Consider the following 25,123-nt stretch of genomic DNA (forward strand, 5'->3'; position numbering starts at 1 on the left):
GGTGACCGACGCCCAAGAGACCGCAGCAGACCTGCGCACCACCACCGGGGGCGGCCCCCCGGACGACGTCGAAAAGGCGCCGATTCCGCTGCTCGAACCCCGCGAGGGGATCCCTCCGGTGGTCGCCGACGAAGACGCCCTCGCCCGGGTGGTCGCGGCCTTCGCCGCGGGCACCGGACCCGTGGCCGTCGACGCCGAGCGCGCATCCGGATACCGCTACGGCCAGCGCGCCTATCTGGTGCAGCTGCGCCGCGAGGGCGCAGGATCCGCGCTGATCGACCCGGTCGGCTGCCCCGACCTGTCCGCACTGGGCGAGGCCCTGTCCGGTACCGAGTGGATCCTGCACGCCGCCACCCAGGACCTGCCGTGCCTGCGCGAAATAGGCATGGTGCCCACCTCCCTCTTCGACACCGAGCTGGCCGGCCGCCTCGCCGGCTTCCCGCGGGTCGGGCTGGGCGCGATGGTCGAGAGCGTGCTCGGCTACGCGCTGGAGAAGGGCCACTCCGCCGTCGACTGGTCCACCCGCCCCCTCCCCGAGCCGTGGCTTCGCTACGCCGCGCTCGACGTGGAGCTGCTGGTGGACCTGCGGGACGCGCTGGAGAAGGAACTGGACCGGCAGGGCAAGCTGGAATGGGCCCGGCAGGAGTTCGACGCCATCGCCGCCGCCCCGCCCGCGCCGCCGCGCAAGGATCCGTGGCGCCGTACGTCCGGGATGCACAAGGTGCGCCGGCGCCGGCAGATGGCCGTCGTACGGGAGCTGTGGGAGTCCCGGGACCGGATCGCCCAGCGGCGTGACGTGTCGCCCGGCAAGGTGCTGGGGGACGCCGCGATCGTCGAGGCCGCCCTCGCGCTGCCGGTGAACGTACACGCGCTGTCGGCCCTGCCCGGGTACGGGCAGCGGATGGGCCGGCGCCAGCTGGAGCAGTGGATGGCCGCCGTGGACCGGGCGAAGGCCCTGCCCGAGAACGAGCTGCCGCAGCCGGGGTCGACCCCGGCCGGTCCGCCGCCGCCGCGCTCCTGGGCGGACAAGGACCCGGCCGCCGCGGCGCGGCTGGCGGCGGCGCGGACCGCCGTCTCGGCGCTCGCGGAGGGGCTGAACCTGCCCCAGGAGAACCTGATCACCCCGGACACGGTCCGCCGGCTGTGCTGGGAGCCGCCGCAGCGGCTGGAGCCGGAGGCGGTGGAGCAGGCCCTCGCGGGCTACGGCGCCCGCCCGTGGCAGATCGAACAGGTGACGCCCGCGCTGGTGCGGGCACTGGCGGCGACCGCCTGACGCGGCACCACATCACCGAGAGCCCCCGGCCGTTCGGCCGGGGGCTCTGCGCGTCCCGGCGAGTGTCCCGGTTCCGCTACAGCCCCGCGGGCACACTTTTGAACACGCTCAAAGCTGGCTAGCTTTTGAACATGATCAATAACGGGTACGAGGGATACGGGACGTGGGTACGCGACTTCGAGGCCGAGCGGGAGCGGCGCGCGGCGATCGGAGATCCCGAGTGGGACCGGGGAGCCGCCCTCGATCCGGCGCTCGTACGGAGCCTGCAGCGGTTCCAGGTGGGCGAGGACGGGGACGGCTCCGCCCTGATCGGCAAGGCGGACCGGGCCGGGGACGCGCAGTACGCACGGGCCGTACGGCTCTTCGTGGCGGAGGAGCAGAACCACGCGCGGATGCTGGCGCTGCTCCTGGCTGCGGGCGGGGCCGGGACTCTTTCGGGGCACTGGAGCGACGCGGTGTTCGTACGGCTGCGGCGGCTGCTGGGGCTGCGGGTCGAGCTGCTGGTGCTGATGGTGGCAGAGGCGGTGGCCCTGCGGTACTACCGGGCGGTGCGGGACGGGGCCCCGGATCCGCTGGCCGCGGAGGTGGCGGGGCGGATCCTGGCGGACGAGGAACGCCACGTGCCCTTCCACTGCCGGCGGCTGCGGGAGGCCCTGGCGCCCCTTCCGGCACCGGCCCGCCGGAGCGCCCTGCTGGCCTGGCGGGGGCTGCTCGCCGGGGCGGGCGCGGTGGTCGCGGTGGACCACGGCCCGGCCCTGCGCCACCTCGGCGTCGGGCGCCTGCGGTTCACCGCGGACGTGATCCGCTCCTCCGGCCCCCTGGCCGGGGCGATGCACCCCGCCTCCACCCGCACTCCCGCCCCCGCCCCCGTTCCCGCGCCCGCGCCCGCGCCCGCGCCCGCCGGATCCCGCCCCGCCGGGGCTTGAGGCGCGGGGTCCGGGGCGGGGCGGCCGAGCGCCGCGCTCCGGGGGCCGGGGGCCGGGAGTGTGACGTTCGCCGCTCCTCCCGGAGGGGGTGTGCATGCCAGTTACCGGCAAGTAGCATGGCCGGGTGAGCGGGCGCTCAGCAGCAGACGCAGACCGCCCCCGCGCAGCAGTGCACACCCGCACCTGGAGGAGAGCCAACGTGCCTCGTACCGTCAGGGACGTCGTCTTCGTCGACGGCGTCCGCACCCCGTTCGGCAAGGCGGGCCCGAAGGGCATCTACAACGGGACCCGCGCCGACGACCTCGTCGTGAAGGCGATCCGGGAGCTGCTGCGCCGCAACCCGGACCTGGACCCCAAGAAGATCGACGAGGTCGCCATCGCCGCGACCACGCAGATCGGCGACCAGGGCCTGACGCTGGGCCGTACCGCCGGCATCCTCGCGGGCCTCCCGCAGTCCGTCCCGGGCTACTCGATCGACCGCATGTGCGCCGGCGCGCTCACCGCCGTGACCGCCGTCGCGGGCGGCGTGGCCTTCGGTGCGTACGACGTCGCCCTCGCCGGCGGTGTCGAGCACATGGGCCGCCACCCCATGGGCGAGGGCGTCGACCCGAACCCGCGCTTCGTCTCCGAGAAGCTGGTCGACGAGTCCGCCCTGTTCATGGGCATGACCGCCGAGAACCTGCACGACCGGTACCCGACGATCACCAAGCTCCGCGCCGACGAGTACGCCGTGCGCTCGCAGGAGAAGGCCGCCAAGGCGTACGCCGACGGCAAGATCCAGCAGGACCTCGTCCCGATCTCGGTGCGCAACACCAACGAGGCCGCCGGCGAGACCGGCTGGGGCCTGGTCACCACCGACGAGCCGATGCGCCCGGGCACCACGCTGGAGAACCTGGCCGGCCTGAAGACCCCGTTCCGTACGCACGGCCGGGTCACGGCGGGCAACGCCGCCGGTCTCAACGACGGTGCCACGGCCGCGATCATCGCGTCCGAGGACTTCGCCCGCGAGAACAACCTGCCGGTCAAGATGCGCCTGGTCTCGTACTCCTTCGCGGGTGTCGAGCCGGAGGTCATGGGCTACGGCCCGATCCCGGCCACCGAGAAGGCCCTCGCCCAGGCCGGCCTGTCCATCGAGGACATAGGCCTGTTCGAGATCAACGAGGCGTTCGCGGTCCAGGTCCTCGCCTTCCTGGAGCACTACGGCATCGCCGACGACGACGCCCGCGTCAACCAGTACGGCGGCGCGATCGCGTTCGGCCACCCGCTGGCCTCCTCCGGCGTCCGCCTGATGACGCAGCTGGCCCGCCAGTTCGAGGAGCAGCCGCACGTCCGCTACGGCCTGACCACCATGTGCGTCGGCTTCGGCATGGGCGCCACGGTCATCTGGGAGAACCCGAACTTCAACGCCGAGGGAGACTCCAAGTGAGCACCACCGCTGAGCTCCTGAAGGGCGCGGCCGAGCTGTTCCCGGACGAGGTCGTCACGTCCGCGCACGTCCGCCACCTGGACCTGCCGTTCGGCGCCGGGCGCTTCGCGCTCGTCACGCTGGACAACGGCTTCGACCACACCAAGCCGACGACCTTCGGCCCGCAGTCCCTCGCCAACCTGAACGCGGCGATCGACCAGGTCGAGCAGGAGGCCCTCGCGGGCTCCATCGTCGGCGCGGGCATCACCGGCAAGCCGTTCATCTTCGCGGTCGGCGCCGACCTCAAGGGCGTCGAGCTGCTGAAGAACCACGACGAGGCGCTCGCCATCGGCAAGGGCGGCCACGACGTCTTCAAGCGCCTGTCGGCGCTGGCCGTCCCCACCTTCGCGTACTACAACGGCGCGGCGATGGGCGGCGGTGTCGAGGTCGGCCTGCACTGCACCTACCGCACCGTCTCGAAGGCCATCCCGGCCTTCTCGCTCCCCGAGGTCTTCCTCGGCCTGGTTCCGGGCTGGGGCGGCTGCGCCCTGCTGCCGAACCTGATCGGCGCGGAGCGTGCGGTCTCGGTGATCATCGAGAACTCGCTCAACCAGAACAAGCAGCTGCGCGGCAAGCAGGTCTTCGAGCTCGGCATCGCCGACGCGATCTTCGAGGGCGCCGACTTCCTGGAGCAGTCCCTCCTGTGGACCGCGAAGGTCCTGAAGGGCGAGACCGAGGTCGTCCGCGCCGAGGTCGACCGCGGCGAGGCCTGGGACGCGGCCGTCGCCAAGGGCCGCTTCATCGCGGACTCCAAGGTGCACGGCGCCGCTCCGGCCGCCTACCGCGCGCTGGACATCATCGCCGCGGCCAAGGACGGGGACCTCCAGGCCGGCTTCGACGCCGAGGACACGGCCCTGGCCGACCTCATCATGGGCGGCGAGCTGCGCTCGGGCATCTACGCCTTCAACCTGGTCCAGAAGCGCGCCAAGCGCCCGGCCGGCGCCCCGGACAAGTCGCTGGCCCGTCCGGTCACCAAGGTCGGCGTCGTCGGCGCCGGCCTGATGGCCTCGCAGCTGGCGCTGCTCTTCCTGCGCCGCCTGGAGGTGCCGGTGGTCCTCACCGACATCGACCAGGAGCGCGTGGACAAGGGCGTGGGCTACGTCCACGCCGAGATCCAGAAGCTGCTCGGCAAGGGCCGCATCAACCAGGACAAGGCCAACCGCCTGACCGCCCTGGTGAGCGGTGTCCTGGACAAGGCCGAGGGCTTCGCGGACGCGGACTTCATCATCGAGGCCGTGTTCGAGGAGATGTCCGTCAAGCAGAAGGTGTTCGCGGAGGTCGAGGCGGTCGCCCCGGCGCACGCGATCCTCGCCACCAACACCTCCTCGCTGTCGGTGTCGGAGATGGCCTCGAAGCTCCGCCACCCGGAGCGCGTGGTCGGCTTCCACTTCTTCAACCCGGTCGCGATCCTCCCGCTGCTGGAGATCGTCCGCGGTGAGCAGACCGACGACGCCTCGCTGGCCACGGCCTTCGGTGTCGCCAAGAAGCTGAAGAAGACCGCGGTCCTCACCAAGGACGCCCCGGCGTTCGTCGTGAACCGCATCCTGACCCGCTTCATGGGCGAGATCCAGAACGTCATCGACGAGGGCACCCCGGTCGTCACGGCGGAGAAGGCCATCGAGCCGCTCGGCCTGCCGATGTCCCCGCTGGTGCTGCTGGAGCTCGTGGGCCCGGCGATCGGTCTGCACGTGTCCGAGACCCTGAACCGCGCCTTCCCGGAGCGCTTCACCGTCTCCCCGAACCTGGCGGCCGTGGTCAAGGCCGGCAAGCGCGGCTTCTACGTCTACGATTCCGGCAAGCCGGAGCTGGACCCCGAGGTCGCCGCGCTCCTGGTCCAGGGCGATGTCGTCCTGACCGAGGAGCAGGTCCGCGACCGCGTCCTGAACGCGGTGGCGCAGGAGATCGGCCTGATGCTGGAGGAGGGTGTCGTGGCCGAGGCCCAGGACATCGACCTCTGCCTCATCACGGGTGCCGGCTGGCCCTTCCACCTGGGCGGCATCACGCCGTACCTGGACCGCGAAGGGGTCTCGGAGCGCGTGAACGGCAAGAAGTTCCTCGCCCCGGGTCTGGCGAGCGTCCCGGTCTGAGACCGCTGCGCCTGAACGCCCCGGACGCCCGCCCCCCTCGCTCGGGGGGCGGGCGTCCGCCGTTCGACGGGACGAGGCGGGGGCCCGGCGCGGAACCCTCCGGTCCGGACTGGCAGAATGCGGTCCATGGCGGATGGCACGACACATTTCAGCCGCCGGAACCTGCTGTTCGCGGGCGGTGCGGTGGCCGCCGGCCTCACGGCGGGCGGTCTGTCCTGGGCGCTGCGCGCCGGGGCCGGCACGCAGGACGACGGGGGCCCGGTGGACGCGGGCCCGATGGCCGGCGCGTTCGACATGCGGACCGGTGCGCAACTGCTCGCCCCGACTCCGCTGTTCAATACGACGGGCCCGCAGTCGTTCGCGTTCGACGATACGAACGGGCAGGTCTACGTACTGCAGATCGTCGAGAGCGGTATCCGGCTCGACGGCGAGGAGGATCCGGTCGACTCGGGCGATCGGAAGACATCCGGCGATATGTGCCTGACCCGGCTGAGCAGTTCGGGGAAAACACTCGGGCATATGTATCTGCGCGGCTTCGGCCACGGAATTTCCTGCGGCGTCGAGCCGACGGGCCAGCACACGTACATATGGGTGGAGGGCCGCGCCGACACCGAGAGCGGGTACGGCCGCACCGTGGTCCGGGTCCCGTTCAAGGACGGTTCGGTCCTCGACAGTTCGGACGACTCCGTCCGCCATTTCGACCCGGTTCCCGGATCCACCGACGTCTCGCCCGCGCTCGACCTGCCCGGCGGGCGGGTGCTGGTGAGCCACGAGGAGGACGGCGTGCACCGCTTCTCGGTGTACGGGATGGCGGACTTCCTGGCCGGGCGCTTCACCGCCGCCCAGGTCCTCAGGGCCGGGGTGCAGGTCAAGCAGGAGGAGTGGTTCCAGGGCTGCGCGCTGTACGGGGACCACGTCTACGTATTGACCGGCGGCCCGTACACCGGCAAGGACGGGGACAATCCGCGGAAGTCCGGCGGAAATACCTATGTCTCCGCAATTGACGTACGCACGGGGAAGGCGCAAGGCCGTCATCACGTGACCGTGGCACCGGATCTCGTGTACCGGGAGCCGGAGGGAATCGCGGTCGCCATGGCCGGCGGACGGCCCGCATTGTGCATCGGCTTTTCCGTGAAGACGCAGGACCGGCGTGAGCTGGCGTTGTATCGCTTCACGGCCTGATGGCATTGACCTGCGGTTAACCCTGCGTTCTAGAGCCATCCATATTGCTGCTTATACTACTGCGACACTTCACAGGATCCTTATACCTCCATGGGGGAGGAACCGCACCATGGGCTCCAAGCGGCTGCGCGCCGTGCTCGGCGTTCTGATCACCTCTGGGCTCATCCTCAGCTTCGTCGGGATGCTGGTCGCCGTCGCCTTCGTCTCCCTCCCCCTGTTCGCCGGCTGCGCCGCGCTCAGCTACGTCGCCGACCTGATGCTCCACAACACCGATTCGCCGACGCTGGAGAAGCTGCGCGACTCGCGCTTCGGCCTGACGATGCGCTTCCTCATCCGGCAGTTCCTGCTGCTCGGCCTGTGCGGGGCCATCGCCGACATCGAGTCGTTCGTGGCGCAGATGACCACCATCGGCCTGCTCCTGCTGTTCATCCTGCAGCTCGCGTACGGCGCGCTCCTCAAGCACGTCCGCAAGATGCGCAACGAACTGCCGTTCACCACGCGCGGACTGGACCTGGAGGCGCTCGGCATCCGCCGCATGCCGCACCCGTTCCTGATGAACAAGCACGTCCGCAAGACGCTGCACCTGGACATCCCGCTGGTGGCCGGCGCCCTCGCCACCATCGCCACGGACGACTGGCGCTTCGTCACGTACGGCATGATCACCACCGTCTTCCTCGCCTACTTCTCGCTGCTGGTGCTGGTGCCCGACGCGCGCAACGCGCTCAAGCTCCCCACCACCGACGAGGCCATCGAGGAGCTCAACCACCAGCTGGCCGAATACCGACCCCAGGTGGCGCTCTACTTCACCTTCGCGGCCGTCTCCAAAGACTTCATGTACCAGGTGAACATGTGGCTGGAGGCGCTGGAGGCGCTGGAGCTGCGGCCCATCATCGTGCTGCGCGAGCGGGCCACCCTGCGCTACCTGGACGCGACCTCGGTCCCGGTCATCTGCATCCCCAAAGCGGACAATCTCGCCCGTATCGAGATGAACGAACTCCGGGTCGCCCTCTACCCCGGCAACGCGGGCAAGAACGTCCACATGCTCCAGCGCGCCGAGGTCAAGCACGTCTTCATCGGCCACGGCGACAGCGACAAGCTCGCGAGCAGCAACCGGGTCAGCAAGGTCTTCGACGAGATCTGGGTGGCCGGCCGGGCCGGCCGCGACCGCTACGAGCGCATCAAGCACGCCGTGTCGCACCACCAGATCGTCGAGGTCGGACGCCCCCAGCTGATGCCCCTGCACCGCTGGACCGGCAAGGTCGCCGCGCCCGTCCCCACCGTCATCTACGCCCCCACCTGGGAGGGCTGGACCGATGACGCCTGCTACACCTCGGTCATCCCGGCCGGCGAGAAGCTGATCAAGGCGCTGCTCGACTACGAGCGCGACATCCGCATCATCTACAAGCCGCACCCGCTCACCGGTTCGCGCTCCGCCGAGGCCGCCGCCGCGCACCGCCGTGTCATCGCCCTTCTCGAAGAGGACAACGCCCGGCGCTTCGGCCGCAACCTCACCGACTCCAAGGCCGCCGCGAAGAAGCTCGCCCGGATCGACCAGCGCATCGCCGACCTCTCCGAGCGCGGCGTCCGCTCCAAGTACCCGGACCTCACCGAGGAGGAGCGGACCGCGCGCATCCGGCGCAGCCGCAACCAGGCGGGGGCCCTGTACTGGAACGCCGTCCCCGACGCCGCGCACCACGTGGTGACCGAGCGGATCCCGGCCCTGTACGACTGCTTCAACCAGTCCGACCTCCTCATCGGCGACATGTCCAGCGTCGTCTCCGACTTCGTCGCGACCCTGAAGCCGTACGCCATCTTCAACCTCGACGGCCTGCCCGACGACCAGTTCCGCAACGAGCAGCGGACGGCCTACGCCTCCTACCTGCTCGACGGCGACTGCAACGGCCTGGCCGAGGCCATCGAGGCCACGCTGAACCCGCGCGAGGACGTCATGGCGCCCTACCGCGAGCAGCTGAAGCAGTACCTCCTGGGCGAGGAGTACCCGCCCTCGATCGTCCGCTTCAACGCGGCCGCCAACAACCTCTACCGGCGGGGGCTGCGCGACTTCCCCATCGAATACCCGGAGCAGGTCCCCTACCCCGTGTAGGCGGACCTCCCCCGGGCATCCGGGTCGCACCGCCCGTCCACCGACCGCCACCCCGCACCACCGCCGTGCCGCACCCTCACTCAGGAAGAAGGAGCCTTGTCCTCCAGACCTGTCACCCACCGCACCGTCGCCGTCGTTCTCGCGGGTGGCACCGGCCAGCGCATCGGGCTCGAAATACCGAAGCAGCTGCTCAAGATCGCCGGAAAGCCGATCCTGGAGCACACGCTCCACATCTTCGAGAACGCGCCGGACGTCGACGAGGTGATCCTCCTGATGACGCCCGCGTACGTGGAGGACGCCCGCCGCATCGTGGAACGGGCCAAGCTGGGCAAGGTCACCCGCGTCCTGGCGGGCGGCTCGACCCGCAGCGAGACCACCCGGATCGCCATCGAGGCCGCGGCCGCCGGACTCGGCGAGGGCGAGGACTGCAACCTCCTGTTCCACGACGCGGTCCGCCCGCTGCTCTCGCAGCGCGTGGTGCGCGAATGCGTCGAGTCCCTGGAGCGCTACCAGGCCGTCGACGTCGCCATCCCGTCCTCGGACACCGTCATCGTGACCCGTACCCACGGCCCCGACGGCGAGTTCATCACCGAGGTCCCCGACCGCTCCCGGCTGCGCCGCGGCCAGACCCCGCAGGGCTTCCGGCTCTCGACGATCCGCGCCGCGTACGAGCGTGCGGCCGCCGACCCCTTCTTCCAGGCCACCGACGACTGCTCCGTCGTCGTCAAGTACCTGCCCCACGTCCCGGTCCACATCGTCACCGGCGACGACTACAACATGAAGGTCACCCAGCCCGTCGACGTCTTCATCGCCGACAAGCTGTTCCAGCTCGCCTCCCACGCCGCGCCCGCCCAGGCCGGCGAAGCCGCGTACCGCGAGCAGCTGGCGGGCAAGACGATGGTGGTCTTCGGCGGCTCGTACGGCATCGGCGCCGACATCTCCCGCATCGCCGAGGGCTTCGGGGCCCGCGTCTTCGCCCTGGGCCGCTCCACCACCGGCACGCACGTCGAGAACCTCGACCACGTCGAGGAGGCCCTGGCCGGCGCCTACGCCGAGACCGGACGCATCGACTACGTCGTCAACACCGCGGGCGTGCTGCGCGTCGGCCGCCTCGACGAGACCGACAACGAGACGATCCGCGAGGCGCTCGACGTCAACTACCTCGCGCCCGTGAACATCGCCCGGACCTCGTACAAGTACCTCAGCGAGACCCGGGGCCAGCTGCTGCTCTTCACCTCCAGCAGCTACACCCGCGGCCGCGCCGAGTACAGCCTGTACTCCTCGACCAAGGCCGCCATGGTCAACCTGACCCAGGCGCTGGCCGACGAGTGGGCCGAGGACGGCATCCGCGTCAACTGCGTGAACCCGGAGCGCACGGCCACCCCGATGCGCACCAAGGCGTTCGGCCAGGAGCCCTCGGGATCGCTGCTCACCTCCGAGTCCGTCGCCCTGACCTCCCTGGACGTCCTGCTCTCCGAGATGACCGGCCACGTCATCGACGTGCGCAAGCAGGACCCGACCACGACCCCGGCGCAGCGCTCGGGCTTCGAGGCCGCGCTGGCGTCCGTACTGATCGCGACCACGGAGGACCAGGGGGTCTAGGCGTGACGTACGCACCCGGACAGCAGCAGCAGGGCCGACGCCCGAAGATCTTCGTGGTCGGCGGCTCCAACGCCGTCAGCCGCCCGTACAGCTACCTGCCCATGGCCGGGTGGGCGCAGGTGCTTCCGCTCTTCCTCACGGACGAGGTGGAGGTGGTCGCCTGTGCCCGGGCGCGGGCCAGCTCCAAGAGCTTCCGTGAACGCGGCCGGCTCCAGTGGATCCTGGAAGCGATGGAGGAGGGCGACTACCTGCTGTTCGGCTTCGGCCAGACCGACTGGAAGCCGGACCCGGGACTGCACACCGACCCGTTCACCACGTTCCTCGAACACATGCGGGCGTACGTGGACGGCGCGCGGGAGCGCCAGGGGCACCCGGTGATCTATCTCCCGTACGAGCGGCGGCGGATCGACCGGCACGGCAACGTGGCCCGGTTCCTCGGCGACTACCCGGTCGCCGCACGCCGGCTGGCCGAGGAGGAGCACGTACCGGTCGTCGACATGTACGGGCAGAGCCTGCAGTGGTGGGAGGAGCTCGGGCCCGAGGCGACCAAGTCCGTGTTCACCTACCTGCGACGCGGCGAGCCCCTGCTCCGGGACGTCCTGGACGGGGACAACGTGCACCTGCGGGCCGAGGGTGCGATCGAGTGCGCCCGGTTCGCCGTCCGCAGCATGCTCGAACAGGGCGTCATCCCGTCCCACTGGGGCCGTGACCTCGACCGCACGCGCTTCTCGTACGACGAGATGGGCTGGCTGGACGAGGAGACGTTCAAACACCGCACCACGTCCCGTGTGTCCCAGTTCCCCGGCGCCTGAGGAGTCAGCCACGTGAATCACCTCCTGTGCCGGGGCCGGGCCCTCGGGGACGAGCCGTCCCCGGGCGCGGTCTACGCGGCCCTGTACGGCTCGGCCGACCCGCGCCGCGGCGTGGCGCCCGGCGAGACGCTCCAGCTCGGTCTGTCGGTGGCACCCGACCAGGGTGCCCCACGCGGCTGTGCCTACCTGCTGGAGGCGCCGCTGGCCGAATCCGCCGACGTCGTCGCCGTCCAGGGACTGGAGTACTTCCCGCAGCAGCGCTGGTTCCGGATCCGCGCGGAAGCCGGCGAGACCGGCACCGGCGTCCTGCACCTGCGGGTCCACGACACGGCCACCGCGCCCCGGATCCGGCCCCAGATCATCGTCGCCGTCCCGGACACGACCGGCCGCAAGCTCATCCGGACGGGCAAGCTCGACGCCGACGCGCTGCCGCTGCGGCCGCCGACGGCCCGGAGCCTGCGCATCGCGGCCGAGCCGGGGCAGCCGGGCACGGTCAACGTGCTGTCCGGCGCCCCGGCGGGGAGCTCGGCCGTCTCCGTGACGCAGCCCCGCGGCGGTGAGGCACAGCTCTCGTACGACGGCTGGGTGACGTACACCCCCGCACCCTCCTTCACGGGCTACGACCGCTTCGCGTACACCGTGGCCACACCGGCCGGAGAGCAGCAGACCTCGCACGTGAACGTCTTCGTGGGCTCCCTGGAGCGGACCCCGGGCCTCTTCCCGGCACAGCCGGTGGACGTGGCCTTCCGCCCCTGGCAGTGGCCCGAACTCAGCGGGGAGATGCCGTGGCCCCGGCCCGAGCAGCCCGCGCGGAACCGATGAGGAACACAGGACCATGAACACCGCCGCCGTGCGCCCCTCCGACGTCAAGGACGTGACGGTCGCCGTCCGGGTCTGCAACCAGGCCGCCGCGCTCGACGCCTGCCTGGCCTCCGTCCTCGCACAGTCCATCGGAACGGACCGGCTGGAGGTCATCGGCGTCGACGACGGGTCGACGGACGAGAGCGGGTCCGCCCTGGCCCGCGCGGCCCACCAGTACCCCTCGTTCATGCGCGCCGGGCAGGTCTCGCCGGGGCTGAGTGCGGCCGGGGCCCGCAACTGGGCGCTGAGCCAGGTGCGCGGACGGTACGTCATCTTCCTGGACGCCACCGACCGACTGGCGTCCGACGCGCTGGAGCGGATGGTCGCGGCGGCCGACGCGTACGAGGCCGACGTCGTGCTGGGCAAGCTGGAGAGCTCCGGCCGGCACACGGTCGAGACGTCCATGTTCCGCAAGAACCAGGCCTACGCCGATCTGTACGCCACGCGCGTGTACTGGTCGCTGACGCCGGACAAGCTGTTCCGCACCAGCCTGCTGCACCGCCGCGGGCTGGCCTTCCCCACCGACATGCCGATCGGCGAAGACGAGGCGTTCACGGCCCGCGCCCTCATCGGGGCGGACAACGTCTCGGTCGTCGGCGACGGACCCTGCGTGGTCAAGGGCCCCGCGCCGGCGGTGCGGGCGACGCTGCCGGACCGGGTCGCCCTGGCCTCCCGGATGCTGGCGCTGGTCGCCTCGCAGCTGCCCGAGGGGCCGCGCCGGGACAGGCTCCAGTCGCGGCACCTGGAGGTGGAGCTCGGCAAGGCGACCGCGGCCGCACTGCTGTCCGCCACCGACGCGGCGGAGCGGGACCAGGCGCTGTGGGCCGCGGCCGAGGTGCTGCGCACCCAGGCCTCCCCGGGCGCGCTGGCGCTGCTGCCGCGCATGGTGGCCGTACGGTTCGCCCTGCTGGCGCAGGGCCGCTTCGCCGAGGCGCAGCGGATGGCCGCCTTCGAGGCGGACAAGGACCGGCCCGTGGTGCGCAAGACGGTGGAGGACGGCCGGGTTTTCACGACGCTGCCGTTCTTCCGCGACCCGCAGGTGGGCCTGCCGGACGAACTGTTCGACATCACGGGCGACATGACGGTCACCCACCAGCTGCAGAAGGCCCGGTGGGAGGGGCCGATGCTGACGCTGGACGGGTTCGCCTTCTACGAACAGCTGTCGACGAAGGACCGCACCACCCGAGTGGTGCTGCGGGAGCGGACGAGCGGCGCGCAGGAGAGCTACGCGGTGACGGCCCGCCGCGACGACACCCTGGCCAACGCCAAGGGCAAGCCCCGGGCCATGGGCCGGTTCTCGGCCCGCATCAACCTGGCGCAGACCTCCGGCGGCTGGCCGCTGGAGCCGGGTACCTGGGACCTGTACCTCGCGGTCGGCTTCGAGGGCGTGACCCAGGAGGTGCGGCTCGGCCCGAAGCGCTCCGCCGATCTGGACACCACCGCCCGGATGCCGGTGCCGATCGGGTCGGCGCCGGACGCGCGGGGCATGGAGCTGGCGGCCACCCCGTACTACACGGAGTCCGGCGGCCTCAGCATCGAGGTGTCCCAAAGGACGCCGCTGCCGCGGCAGGCCTGAGGCCGGGCGCGGGGCGCCGGGCCCCAGGCGTCAACCCTCAGGTCTCAGGGCCCCGGGCCCCAGGGCCCCGGGGCTCAGGCGGCCTCCCAGGGGCCGAACGCCAGCCCCTGCTGGGTGGTGTCCTGGCGGGTGCAGATCAGTGCGCCGTCCGCGTCGAAGGCGGCCACGACGATGCGGCCCGCCGCGTCGACCGCCATCTGGGGGGCGTGCGCGCCGTGCCCCCCGAGGGAGGCCCACCAGGTGCCGTAGCCCTCGTTCTCGGTGACGTAGGCGGTGACTTCGATGTCGCCCTCCGCGCCGGTCTGCGCGAGCACCGTGCAGTCGTAGCCACCGAGGTCGGCCCGTACGACGCCCGGGGCCCCGCGGCCGCCGGCGCCGCCGAGGCCCATCAGGCCGCCCTGGACGCCCTGCCGGGCGGCCCGCCAGGCGACGAGCGAGCCGTCGCCGGGGTAGCGCCAGAAGTACGTCACTCGGCGCGGGCCCGTCTCGCAGACGGCCGGGGTGCCGGGAACGACGGGGGTGGGGATGCGGTCCGCGAGCGCGAAGCGGCCCTGGCCGATCCCCGACCACCGGTCCGCGCCGGCCGGCCCGAGGACGAGCATCTCCAGCTGGCCGCCGGCGGGCATCAACGGGGTCACGCCGCTCCCGTACGGCTCCGGGGACACCTGCTTCCAACCGCCCCACGCGCCCTCGGCGTTGCGGCTGCGCCGCAGGACGCCGCCCCGGCGCATCGAGACGAGGACGTGCGTGGAGCCGGAGCGCTGGTTGACGGCGATGCGCGGCGGGCCTGCGAGCCGGTCGTCGGTGGGGCCGCCGCGCAGCCCGGGGGTGCCGAGGCTGTGCCAGTCGGTCATGGGGCGGCCCGGCTGGAACTGGGTGGAAACGATGATTTCCGGCCGCCCCGAGCCGTCCTGGGCAGTCCGCAGGCCGACGAGGTGCACGTACCCCTCGCGGCTCTGCGCCATGGCGGCGGTGCCCGACCAGCCTTCGACCTCGAACGCGTCCGGGCCGGTCCAGCCGGTGCGGGGCGCCGCGGCCTCGGTCCAGCGCACCAGGCCGTGCGGGGTGCAGGCATAGGCCGTCAGACGGCCGTCGCCTCCTTTGAACAGCCAGTTTCCGGCCGGTGGCGAGGACCGGCGGGAACCTGGTCCGCCCGGGGGTGCGTCCTGCGCCGCGCGGACGGAAGTGGCGCCCCGGCTTCCGCTTTTGCCTCGGACCACGCCGCTCTTCACCCTTCTGCCGAGAATGTCCTGCTCAACCGGCCCGGCTCTTCACCGGAAAGAACCAGCCACTCGAAAGTGTGTCTTATGATGCACCCCATCGATAATAGAAGGGCCCTGCCTCCATGACCGACCTGCCCTCTGCCACCTCTCCTTCCTCCCGGCGCAGGCGGCGGCGCGGCGGCAGGCGTGCCCTGCGGATCGTTCTGCTGTCGGTGGCCCTGCTCATCCTCGCCGCCGGCGGCACGGGCTGGTGGGCGTACAGCCACCTCAACGGCAACATCGACAGCGTGGACCTCGACCAGGCCATCGGTGACAACCGCCCGAAGAAGGTCGTCGCGGGCGCGCAGAACGTCCTCGTACTCGGCTCCGACTCGCGCGCCGGCGCCAACGCGGACCTCGACCACGGCGACGTGAGCGGCGCCCGCTCGGACACCGCCATGCTGGTGCACATACCCGAGGGCCGGTCCAAGGCCACCGCGGTGAGCATCCCGCGCGACACCCTGATCAGCCGGCCCGAGTGCAAGGACGCCGACGGCAAGACCGTCAAAGCGGCGAACCGGGTCATGTTCAACTCGGTCTACTCGCTGGCCGGTCCGGCCTGCGTGGTCCAGACCGTGGAGCAGATGTCCGGGATCCGCGTGGACCACTTCGTCGAGGTCGACTTCGCCGGGTTCAAGGGCCTGGTGGACGCCCTCGGCGGGGTCACCGTCACCCTGGACAAGCCGATGAGCGGGGCCAAGGGCGGGCTCAAGCTCGACGCGGGGACGCACCGGCTGAACGGCGCCGACTCGCTCAAGTTCGTCCGTACCCGCTACGGCTACGGGGACGGCAGCGACCTCGGGCGCATAGGCCTCCAGCAGCAGTTCATGATGGCGATGCTGTCGGAGATCAAGAAGCAGGACGCGCTCGGCAACCCGGCCCGGCTCTACAAGCTGGCCGACGCCGGCACGAAGTCCCTGACCACCGACTCCGACCTGGCCTCCCTCACCTCCCTGGCCGACTTCGCCCAGAGCATGAAGGGCGTTGACCCGGACACCATGGAGACGATCATGCTCCCGGTCGCCTACGACAAGGTGGATCCGAACCGCGTGATCGTGGCGGAACCGCAGGCGGGCCTGTTGTGGGAGGCCCTGCGCGCCGACCGGAAGATCCCGGCGGAGGCCAAGAACTCCCCCGCAAAGGGCTGATGTCGCACGTCTCATGAAGAAGCGGGCCGTACGGGACCACCTCCCGTACGGCCCGCTTCATCGTGCGCCAGCCCATCGACACGATGATCACAGGGGGGGCGGGTCGGGCCGCCGACGCCGCGGTGACGACGCGACCTAGTACCTCGCCTCCTGGCCGGTCTTGCCGAGGCGGCTGTGCGAGCGTCCGTAGGCGAAGTAGACGACGAAGCCGATCGCCATCCAGACGCCGAACCGGATCCAGGTCTCGGCCGGCAGGTTGAGCATCAGCCAGAGCGAGGCCGCGATCGACAGGATCGGGATCACCGGCACCCACGGGGTGCGGAACGCCCGGTGCAGGTCGGGGCGGGTCTTGCGCAGGATGATCACACCGAGGGCGACGAGCACGAAGGCGAACAGCGTGCCGATGTTCACCAGTTCCGCGAGCTTCTCCAGGCTGGTGAAGCCCGCGACGATCGCGATGATCCCGCCGAGCAGGATGGTCGCCCGGTAGGGGGTGCGGTACTTGGGGTGGGTGACCGAGAAGACGCGCGGCAGCAGTCCGTCACGGCTCATCGCGAAGAACACGCGGGTCTGGCCCAGCAGCAGGATCATGCTCACGGTGATCAGGCCGACGGCCGCCCCGAGACTGATGGCACCGGAGAAGAAGGGCTGGTTCACCGACTTGAAGGCTTCGGCCAGTGGCGCGGTCGGTGACATCTCCGTGTACTTCTGCATGCCGGTGACCACCAGCGTCACGGCGACGTAGAGCAGGGTGCAGATCACCAGCGAGCCGAGGATGCCGCGCGGCATGTCCCGCTGGGGGTTCCGGGTCTCCTCCGCCGCGGTGGCCACGACGTCGAAGCCGATGAAGGCGAAGAAGATGAGGGAGGCCGCCGTGAAGATGCCCATGACGCCGAAGTTGGTGGGCGCGTAGCCGAAGAGCAGCTGGACCAGCGGCGCGTGGAGGCCGTTGCCCGCCTCCTGCGGCTGGGCCGGCGGGATGAACGGCGAGTAGTTGTCGGCCTTGATGAAGAACAGGCCGGCGATGATGACCAGCAGCACCACGAAGACCTTGATGGCGACCACGATCGCGGTGATCCGCGCCGAGAGCTTCGTTCCGATGACCAGGATCACGGTCAGCACCAGGATCAGCAGGAAGGCCAGCAGGTCGAAGCTTCCGCCCGCGTCCGGCCCTTCCAGCGCCTTGGGCAGGTCCCAGCCGAGGTTGGTGTGCATGAGGTGGCGCACGTACCCGGACCAGCCGACCGCCACGACGGCGGTGCCGAGCGCGAATTCGAGCACCAGGTCCCAGCCGATGATCCAGGCGGGCAGCTCGCCGATCGAGGCGTACGAGAAGGTGTACGCCGATCCGGCCACCGGGACGGTGGACGCGAATTCGGCATAGCAGAGGGCCGCGAGGGCGCAGACGATGCCCGCCGCGACGAAGGCCAGGGCGGTGGCGGGTCCGGCGTTGTTCCGGGCCGCGATGCCCGTGAGGACGAAGATGCCGGTGCCGATGATGACGCCCACACCGAAGACCGTCAGGTCCCAGGCGGAGAGCGACTTTCGGAGCGCGTGTTCCGGCTCCTCCGTGTCGCGGATGGACTGCTCCACCGTCTTGGTGCGGAAGACGCTGTTCAGGTCCTTGCTCACCGACGCACCTCCGACGGGTGACGACGCAGACGAACGGGCCGGGAGGCCCACCCTTCAAGGGTGATCTCCCGGCCCGTGACGTGCAACCGCGCGTTTTGGTCGACTAGTCGACGGTGGCGGCCGGCTCGTTGTCGTAGCGCCCGTCCAGCTTGGCGACCAGACCGGTGACCTGCCGGGCGATGTCCGGCGCGGTCAGGCCGATCTCGGCCATGATCTCCTTGCGCAGGGCGTGGTCGAGGAAGCGCTGCGGGATGCCGAAATCGCGCAGCGGTACGTCGACGCCCGCGTCGCGCAGCGCCTGCGCGACGGCGGAGCCCACACCGCCGGTGCGGCCGTTGTCCTCGACGGTGACGACCACGCGGTGCCGGTCCGCGAGCGGGGCCAGGGCCTCGTCCACGGGCTTGACCCAGCGGGGGTCGACGACGGTCGTGGAGATGCCCTGCTTGTCGAGCAGGTCGGCGATCTCCAGGCACATCGGGGCCAGTGCGCCGACCGAGACGAGCAGTACGTCCGGACGGGTGACCTCGGGGGCCGGGGTGCGCAGTACGTCCATGCCGCCGATCCGGCCGACGGCCGGGACGGCCGGGCCGACGACGCCCTTGGAGTAGCGCACGACGGTCGGGGCGTCCTTGACCTCGACGGCCTCGCGGAGCTGGGCGCGCAGCTGTTCGGCGTCGCGCGGGGCGGCGAGGCGCAGGCCGGGGACGACCTGGAGGATCGACATGTCCCACATGCCGTTGTGGGAGGCCCCGTCGTCACCGGTGACACCGGCGCGGTCCAGGACGAAGGTGACCCCGCACTTGTGCAGGGCGACGTCCATCAGGACCTGGTCGAAGGCGCGGTTGAGGAAGGTCGCGTAGACCGCGAAGACCGGGTGGACCCCGCCGGTGGCGAGGCCCGCCGCCGAGGTGGCGCCGTGCTGCTCGGCGATGCCCACGTCGTAGATGCGGTCCGGGAAGGCCTCGGCGAACTTGTTCAGGCCGACCGGGTGGAGCATGGCGGCGGTGATGCCGACGACGTCCGGGCGCTCGTGGCCCAGCTTGACCATCTCGTCGGCGAAGACGGAGGTCCAGCTGGCGGCGGCGGTCTTGACGGGCAGGCCGGTGTCCGGGTGGATCACGCCGACCGCGTGGAAGCGGTCCGCCTCGTGCTCCAGGGCCGGGGTGTAGCCGCGGCCCTTCTGGGTCAGGCAGTGCACGATGACCGGGCCGCTGAAGCGCTTGGCGCGTTGCAGGGCCGACTCCAGGGCCTCGATGTCGTGGCCGTCGATGGGACCGATGTACTTCAGGCCCAGGTCCTCGAACATGCCCTGCGGGGCGATGAAGTCCTTGAGGCCCTTCTTGGCGCCGTGCAGGGTCTCGAAGAGAGGCTTCCCCACGACCGGGGTGCGCTCCAGGAGCTCCTTGCCGCGGGCCAGGAAGCGCTCGTAGCCGTCCGTGGTGCGCAGGGTGGCCAGGTGGTTCGCGAGGCCGCCGATGGTGGGGCCGTACGAGCGCTCGTTGTCGTTGACGACGATGACCAGCGGGCGGTCCTTGGCGGCGGCGATGTTGTTCAGCGCCTCCCAGGCCATGCCTCCGGTCAGTGCGCCGTCGCCGATGACGGCGGCGACGTGGTGGTCCTCGCGGCCGAGCACCTCGTTGGCCTTGGCCAGGCCGTCGGCCCAGCCCAGCACGGTGGAGGCGTGCGAGTTCTCGATGACGTCGTGGTCGGACTCGGCGCGCGAGGGGTAGCCGGACAGGCCGCCCTTGGTGCGCAGGCCGCCGAAGTCCTGGCGGCCCGTGAGCAGCTTGTGGACGTAGGCCTGGTGGCCGGTGTCGAAGAGGACCTTGTCCTTGGGCGAGTCGAAGACCCGGTGCAGGGCGATCGTCAGTTCGACCACCCCGAGGTTGGGGCCGAGGTGCCCGCCGGTCTTGGAGACGGCGTCGACGAGGAAGGACCTGATCTCGGCGGCGAGCTGGTCGAGCTCCTCCTGGCTGAGCCGGTCCAGATCGCGCGGTCCCTTGATGCGGGTCAGCAGCACCCGTGCCTCCTTGCAGTTGCTGGCTGGTCTGTCGAGTCTAATGTTCCGCTCGCGGCGGCGGTCATCGGGCGGTCCCTGGCGGGTCACACCTTTGTCATACATGTACACACCATCACGAGGTCACACATCCCAAACGGGCGTATACCCGCACAGTCGTACGCACATATGTACGCACGGGTGCCCGGCGCCACACGAAGTGGCACCGGGCACTGTGATCGTTCTTACCGCACCGGACGCGGTGTCAGGCGCGTCCGGCCGTCTTCTGGGTCTTGCGGGTGACCGAGTCGATCACCACGGTGGCCAGCAGCACCGCACCGGTGATCATGTACTGGATCGGGGTGGCGATGCCCTGGAGAGCCAGACCGTACTGGATCGAGGTGATGACCATGACACCGAGGAGGGCGTTCCAGGTGCGGCCCCGGCCGCCGAAGAGGCTGGTGCCGCCGATCACGGCCGCCGCGATCACGTTCATCAGCAGGTCGCCGGCGCCGGCGCTCTGGTTGGCCGCCGCGATCTTGGAGGCCCAGAAGAGCCCGCCGACGGCGGCGAAGGTGCCGGCGATGGCGAAGACCGCGATGCGGATCCCGGCGACGTTGATGCCCGCGCGCCGGGAGGCCTCGACGCTGCCGCCGAGCGCGAAGATGTTGCGGCCGAACGAGGTACGGCGCAGGAGGAAGTCCGTGCCGACCAGCACCAGCACGAAGAGCACCACCGCGAGCGGGAGGCCCTTGTACTGGTTGAACACCGCGGCGGGACCGAACGTGAACAGGGCCAGCAGACCCGTGCGCAGGGCGATCTCGCTCATCGGGCGGGACGGGACCCCCGCTGCCTCGCGGCGGCGGTTGTCGAAGAAGCTGGCCAGGAAGTACCCGATCACCGCGACCGCGGCGAGGCCGTAGCCGGCCGCCACGTCCGTGAAGAAGTACGTGGTGAGCTGGCCCACCGGACCGTCGGGGTCGATGTTGATCGTGCCGTTGCTGCCGAGGATCTGCAGCATGGCGCCGGACCAGAAGAGCAGGCCCGACAGGGTGACCGCGAAGGCGGGTGCGCCGATCCTGGCGAAGAAGAAGCCGTGGATCGAGCCGATCAGGGCGCCGCCGGCGACCGCTGCCAGGATCGCCACCCACTGGTTGACCCCGTGGGTCACGGCCAGGACGGCGAAGATCGCACCCGAGACACCGCTGACGGAGCCGACCGACAGGTCGATCTCGCCGAGCAGGAGCACGAAGATGATGCCCACGGCCATCATGCCGGTGGCGACCATCGTGATCGCGATGTTGGTGAGGTTCTCCGGGGACAGGAAGTTCGAGTTCAGACCCTGGAAGATGGCCCAGATGATGACCAGGCCGATGACGACCGGGACGGAGCCCAGGTCGCCGGCCTTCATCTTGCGGCCGAACTCGCTCAGGTAGCCGGACAGGCCCTGCTCGCGCACGAGCAGGCGCGGGTCCACCGCGGGAATGGCGTCCGCCGGGGCGGCGGGGTTGGCCAGCTTGGCCACGTCTTCCGCCGAGGTGTGGTGTTCGGTGCTCACTTGCGAGCCTCCCCGGTGCGGGCCGCGCGACGGGTCACGGCGTTGTCCGTGGCACCCGTGATGGCGGAGATGATCTCTTCCTGCGACGTGTCCTTGACGGTGAAGACGCCGTTGTTGCGGCCCAGCCGCAGGACCGCCACCTTGTCGGCGACGGCCTTCACATCGGCCATGTTGTGGCTGATGAGGATGACGGCGTGGCCGCGCTCGCGCAGCCGCTCCACCAGGTCGAGGACCTGTGCGGTCTGCTCGACGCCGAGGGCCGCGGTGGGCTCGTCGAGGATGACGAGCTTGGGCTCGCCGAGCATCGAGCGGGCGATCGCCACGGTCTGGCGCTGACCGCCGGAGAGCGAGGCGATGGGGATGCGGACACTGGGGATCCGGATGGACAGGGTGGTCAGGAGCTCGCGGGCGCGGCGCTCCATCTCCACCTCGTCCAGGACGCCGCGGCGCTTGAGCTCGCGGCCCAGGAAGAGGTTGCCGACGACATCGATGTTGTCGCACAGCGCGAGGTCCTGGTAGACCGTCGCGATGCCCAGGTTCTGGGCGTCGTGGGGCTTGGTGATCGAGACCGGCTTGCCTTCCCACTCGATGACTCCGTCATCGATGGGGTGGACGCCGGCGATCGTCTTGACGAGCGTGGACTTGCCGGCGCCGTTGTCGCCGACCAGGGCGACCACCTCGCCGGAATGGATCTCGAGCTCTACATCGGTGAGCGCCTGAACGGCACCGAATCGCTTCGAGACCCCTCGCAACGCCAGCACGGGCGCAGCGGACACATGAACCATCTCCTTCGCCGCCTGACCGGCGGGGATGTCGTGCAATAAGTGCAGGAGCGGGGTGGGGTGGGGTAATCGTTTCTGCCCGGCGCCCCGCGGGTGGCGGGGAAGGAGGGGGCGGGGCGCCGGGCAGGCGCGGGGGTCCCGGTGGACCGAAGGCCGCGGGGGCGGGCCTCCGGTCGGCGGGACGACGGGGCCTGGGTGAGGCCCGAGGACCTGGGTCAGGCCCGGAGGGCCTACTTCAGGCCGAGGGTGGCGCAGGCGGCCGCGTACTTGTCGGTGCAGATCTCGTCGGCCGTGTAGACACCGTCCTTGATGACAGTGTCCTTGATGTTGTTCTTGGTCAGCGAGACGACGGGGACCAGGACCGAGGGGACGCCCTTGGTGCTGGGGCTGTCGACCGTGGAGGTGGTGACACCCTCCAGCTTCTCGCCCTTGGCGAGCGCGACGGCCATCTTCGCGGCGGCCTCGGCCTCGGGGGCGTACGGCTTGTAGACGCTCATGAACTGCTCGCCCGCGACGATCCGCTGCACACCGGCGAGTTCCGCGTCCTGGCCGGTGACCGGGGGCAGGGGGTCCATGCCGGCCGCCTTGAGGGCGGTGATGATGCCGCCGGCCATGCCGTCGTTGGCGGAGTAGACGCCGACGATCTTGTCCTTGCCGATCGCGGAGATCGCACCCGCCATGTTGGTATTGGCGTTCTCCGGCTTCCACTCCTTGGTGTCGTACTCCTTGCCGACGGTCACCTTGCCGTCGAGGACGGAGTGCGCGCCCTTCTTGAAGAGGGCGGCGTTCGGGTCGGTGACCGAGCCGTTCATCATGACGATCTGGCCGGAGCCGGCCTTGTCGCCCAGGGCCTCCAGCAGGGCCTTGCCCTGGACCTTGCCGACCTCTTCGTTGTCGAAGGAGGTGTACGCGTCGATCGGACCCTCGGCGAGGCGGTCGTAGGCCACGACGGGGATGCCCGCCTCCTTGGCCTTCTTGACCGAGCCGGCGATGGCCTTGGAGTCGACCGCGTCGACGACGAGGACGTTCACCTTGTTGGTGATCATCGTGTCGACCTGCGAGTTCTGCGTGGTCGCGTCCTGCTTGGCGTTGGCGTAGACCACCTCGGCCTTGCCGCCGGTGAGTTCGGCGACCTTCTTCTCGAAGAGCGGCTTGTCGAACTTCTCGTAACGCGCGGTCTGGTTCTCCGGCAGGAGCAGACCGATCTTGATCGCGCCACCCGCGGCGGCGGAGCCGGACTCCTTCGGCTTCTCGCCGGCCTCCTTGGCGCTGCCACAGGCGGCAAGGGAAGCGGCCATGGCGGTGGCGGCTACGGCAACGGCGGCTCTGCGCATACGCGTGTTCATTTCCTGAACCTCCCTGACGAGGCCGCAACATTGCGGCCGAGGTGGACGTGAGTCAACCTCGGCCGCAGTTTGTCGTCAAGGAGTGAATCCTTAACGAGATGACAACGGTGCCATCCGTTATCTAACTGAAGGCAAGAGCTTCAGGGTCGGCGAACCGGCCAGAAGGGTCGAATCGCCCATCTCGCTCAGCACCAGGGCCAGCGCTCCCAGCACCTCGGCCCGGCCGCCCAACGACCCCGTGAGAACGGACAGTTGGCGTGCCGCGCTGGGGATCGCATACCTCCCCACGGACTCACGTATGGGCGCCAGGATCAGTTCACCGGCCTCCGCCAGCGAACCCCCGAGCACCACCCGGCTCGGGTTGAGTACGTTGCACAGGTTCGCGACACCACTACCCACATGGCGGCCCACGTCGGCGATCACCCGGCGGCAGCCCGGATCACCCTCCCGGGCCAGTTCGACCACCCGCTCCATGGTGAGCTCGGGCCCGTGCGTGCTCTGCAGCAGCGGCAGCACGTACCGGGCCGCCGCGAAGGTCTCCAGGCAGCCGCGGTTGCCGCAGCGGCAGACCGGGCCGGACTCGTCCAGGGTGATGTGCCCGATCTCGCCGGCGGTGCCGCCGGGCCCCCGGTAGATCTGGCCGTTGATCACGAGGCCGGCGCCCACCCCGCTCGCGACCTTGATGTACGCCAGGTCCTTGACCCCCCGGCCGCTCCCCCACACCAGCTCCCCGAGCGCTCCGAGGTTGGCGTCGTTGTCCACGTACACGGGCACGCCGAGGCGCTGCGAGAGCTCCTGGCGCGGGTTGATCCCGGCCCAGCCAGGCAGGATCGCGGTGGAGCCCAGGGTCCCGGATTCCACGTCGATGGGGCCCGGGACGCCGAGCCCGACGCCGATGACCTTCTCCAGGCCCACTCCGATGCCCGCGATCAGCTCTCCGACCAGGGTTTCCGCCCGGTCGAAGCCGTCCGCCCAGGACGCGTCCACGTCCAGCGGGGCGGACTCCTCGGCCAGGACCTGGTGGGCGAGGTTGCCGACGGCCACCCGCAGGTGGGTGTGACCGAAGTCCACGCCGATCACGATGCCCGCGTCACCGCTGAGCGAGACGCTGCGCGCCCGCCGGCCGCCGGCCGAGGTGTCCGTGACCTCGACGGTCCCACCGTCCTTGAGCTCGCGGACGATGTTGGAGACCGTGGCCGCCGACAGTCCGGTGGACCGGGCGATCTCCGCCTGGGTCAGCGAACCCGCGAGCCGCACCGCCCGCACGACCCGTTCGAGATTCGCGCGGTGCAGTGAAGACTGCGATCCGGGAGTCTGCACGACTCATCCACTCCTGCCCATTAGCGACGGCTGGCCGTCGCCCCCCGAGCCGGCGGTCGCGGCTTGGCGCTCCGAGACCCCGGCGTCTCTCCAACTTGTGAACCTTAAGTCGAGCCTTTGCCCCTCCAGACGTCAAGAGGCTGACGCAGAACGAATCGGCTACTACCGGTCATAAGTATGAAAGACATCCC

The 25,123-nt window shown here is 70.6% G+C and carries 18 protein-coding genes; 11 read left to right on the forward strand and 7 right to left on the reverse strand.

Translation table 11 applies throughout. From position 1 onward, the window contains the following. The first annotated feature begins 1 nt into the window (after nt 1). The 10 genes from ACIBAD_RS13665 (at nt 2) to ACIBAD_RS13710 (ending at nt 13,888) form a co-directional block, all read left to right on the forward strand. On the forward strand, nt 2-1,273 hold the full coding sequence (locus ACIBAD_RS13665) for a ribonuclease D (protein WP_134070320.1): 1,272 nt from the start codon (nt 2-4) through the stop codon (nt 1,271-1,273). Nucleotides 1,274-1,404: 131 nt separating this feature from the next. Then, a complete protein-coding gene (locus tag ACIBAD_RS13670) occupies nt 1,405-2,199 on the forward strand; it encodes a ferritin-like domain-containing protein (RefSeq protein WP_398906550.1) in 795 nt (264 codons plus the stop codon). 199 nt (nt 2,200-2,398) lie between these two features. Beyond that, a complete protein-coding gene (locus tag ACIBAD_RS13675; protein ID WP_030154540.1) occupies nt 2,399-3,625 on the forward strand; it encodes an acetyl-CoA C-acyltransferase in 1,227 nt (408 codons plus the stop codon). After that, nucleotides 3,622-5,751, forward strand: a complete 2,130-nt coding sequence (locus tag ACIBAD_RS13680) for a 3-hydroxyacyl-CoA dehydrogenase NAD-binding domain-containing protein (protein ID WP_398906553.1) — start codon at nt 3,622-3,624, stop codon at nt 5,749-5,751. The genes ACIBAD_RS13675 and ACIBAD_RS13680 overlap by 4 nt, the downstream gene beginning before the upstream one ends. 126 nt (nt 5,752-5,877) lie before the next feature. Further along, a complete protein-coding gene (locus tag ACIBAD_RS13685) occupies nt 5,878-6,933 on the forward strand; it encodes a signaling protein (protein ID WP_134070324.1) in 1,056 nt (351 codons plus the stop codon). A gap of 109 nt (nt 6,934-7,042) precedes the next feature. Next, nucleotides 7,043-9,037: a hypothetical protein gene (locus ACIBAD_RS13690; RefSeq protein ID WP_134070326.1), complete on the forward strand. Its 1,995-nt coding sequence runs from the start codon at nt 7,043-7,045 to the stop codon at nt 9,035-9,037. Between the two features lie 96 nt (nt 9,038-9,133). Then, complete coding sequence (locus tag ACIBAD_RS13695; protein WP_134070328.1) at nt 9,134-10,639, forward strand: bifunctional cytidylyltransferase/SDR family oxidoreductase; 1,506 nt, start codon at nt 9,134-9,136, stop codon at nt 10,637-10,639. Between the two features lie 2 nt (nt 10,640-10,641). Next, a complete protein-coding gene (locus tag ACIBAD_RS13700; RefSeq protein WP_398906556.1) occupies nt 10,642-11,451 on the forward strand; it encodes a rhamnogalacturonan acetylesterase in 810 nt (269 codons plus the stop codon). A 12-nt stretch (nt 11,452-11,463) separates the two neighbouring features. Continuing rightward, nucleotides 11,464-12,273: an Ig-like domain-containing protein gene (locus tag ACIBAD_RS13705; RefSeq protein ID WP_134070332.1), complete on the forward strand. Its 810-nt coding sequence runs from the start codon at nt 11,464-11,466 to the stop codon at nt 12,271-12,273. A gap of 13 nt (nt 12,274-12,286) precedes the next feature. Beyond that, nucleotides 12,287-13,888, forward strand: a complete 1,602-nt coding sequence (locus tag ACIBAD_RS13710; RefSeq protein ID WP_398906559.1) for a glycosyltransferase family 2 protein — start codon at nt 12,287-12,289, stop codon at nt 13,886-13,888. A gap of 74 nt (nt 13,889-13,962) precedes the next feature. Here the strand turns inward: ACIBAD_RS13710 and ACIBAD_RS13715 are convergent, their stop codons facing one another. Next, on the reverse strand, nt 13,963-14,940 hold the full coding sequence (locus ACIBAD_RS13715) for a hypothetical protein (protein ID WP_134070336.1): 978 nt from the start codon (nt 14,938-14,940) through the stop codon (nt 13,963-13,965). 293 nt (nt 14,941-15,233) lie between these two features. Here ACIBAD_RS13715 and ACIBAD_RS13720 point away from each other — a divergent pair, with 293 nt between their 5' ends. Next, nucleotides 15,234-16,298, forward strand: a complete 1,065-nt coding sequence (locus ACIBAD_RS13720; RefSeq protein WP_398906561.1) for an LCP family protein — start codon at nt 15,234-15,236, stop codon at nt 16,296-16,298. A 135-nt stretch (nt 16,299-16,433) separates the two neighbouring features. Here ACIBAD_RS13720 and ACIBAD_RS13725 read toward each other — a convergent pair whose 3' ends face one another. From ACIBAD_RS13725 to ACIBAD_RS13750, 6 genes are all read right to left on the reverse strand, one after another. Then, nucleotides 16,434-17,930: an amino acid permease gene (locus tag ACIBAD_RS13725; RefSeq protein WP_134070340.1), complete on the reverse strand. Its 1,497-nt coding sequence runs from the start codon at nt 17,928-17,930 to the stop codon at nt 16,434-16,436. A 103-nt stretch (nt 17,931-18,033) separates the two neighbouring features. Further along, the gene (gene dxs / locus ACIBAD_RS13730; RefSeq protein WP_134070342.1) at nt 18,034-19,950 is read right to left on the reverse strand and encodes a 1-deoxy-D-xylulose-5-phosphate synthase; all 1,917 of its coding nucleotides are present in this window, start codon (nt 19,948-19,950) and stop codon (nt 18,034-18,036) included. A gap of 241 nt (nt 19,951-20,191) precedes the next feature. Further along, on the reverse strand, nt 20,192-21,451 hold the full coding sequence (locus tag ACIBAD_RS13735) for a sugar ABC transporter permease (RefSeq protein ID WP_134074336.1): 1,260 nt from the start codon (nt 21,449-21,451) through the stop codon (nt 20,192-20,194). Between the two features lie 29 nt (nt 21,452-21,480). Beyond that, entirely contained in the window at nt 21,481-22,269 is a 789-nt protein-coding gene (locus tag ACIBAD_RS13740) for an ATP-binding cassette domain-containing protein (RefSeq protein ID WP_134070344.1), read from the reverse strand. A gap of 227 nt (nt 22,270-22,496) precedes the next feature. Beyond that, complete coding sequence (locus ACIBAD_RS13745) at nt 22,497-23,612, reverse strand: substrate-binding domain-containing protein (RefSeq protein WP_166682029.1); 1,116 nt, start codon at nt 23,610-23,612, stop codon at nt 22,497-22,499. Between the two features lie 117 nt (nt 23,613-23,729). Continuing rightward, the gene (locus ACIBAD_RS13750; RefSeq protein ID WP_134070346.1) at nt 23,730-24,932 is read right to left on the reverse strand and encodes an ROK family transcriptional regulator; all 1,203 of its coding nucleotides are present in this window, start codon (nt 24,930-24,932) and stop codon (nt 23,730-23,732) included. Nucleotides 24,933-25,123: the final 191 nt, after the last annotated feature.

This window comes from Streptomyces sp. NPDC051109, assembly GCF_044455885.1.
Classification (GTDB): domain Bacteria; phylum Actinomycetota; class Actinomycetes; order Streptomycetales; family Streptomycetaceae; genus Streptomyces.

Excerpts from the sequence above, each read along its gene's own strand:
- ACIBAD_RS13670 (WP_398906550.1), top strand. The coding sequence starts at position 1,405 with ATGATCAATAACGGGTACGAGGGATACGGGACGTGGGTACGCGACTTC.
- ACIBAD_RS13685 (WP_134070324.1), top strand. The coding sequence starts at position 5,878 with ATGGCGGATGGCACGACACATTTCAGCCGCCGGAACCTGCTGTTCGCG.
- ACIBAD_RS13690 (WP_134070326.1), top strand. The coding sequence starts at position 7,043 with ATGGGCTCCAAGCGGCTGCGCGCCGTGCTCGGCGTTCTGATCACCTCT.
- ACIBAD_RS13710 (WP_398906559.1), top strand. The coding sequence starts at position 12,287 with ATGAACACCGCCGCCGTGCGCCCCTCCGACGTCAAGGACGTGACGGTC.
- ACIBAD_RS13720 (WP_398906561.1), top strand. The coding sequence starts at position 15,234 with ATGACCGACCTGCCCTCTGCCACCTCTCCTTCCTCCCGGCGCAGGCGG.
- ACIBAD_RS13740 (WP_134070344.1), bottom strand. The coding sequence starts at position 22,269 with ATGGTTCATGTGTCCGCTGCGCCCGTGCTGGCGTTGCGAGGGGTCTCG.
- ACIBAD_RS13745 (WP_166682029.1), bottom strand. The coding sequence starts at position 23,612 with ATGAACACGCGTATGCGCAGAGCCGCCGTTGCCGTAGCCGCCACCGCC.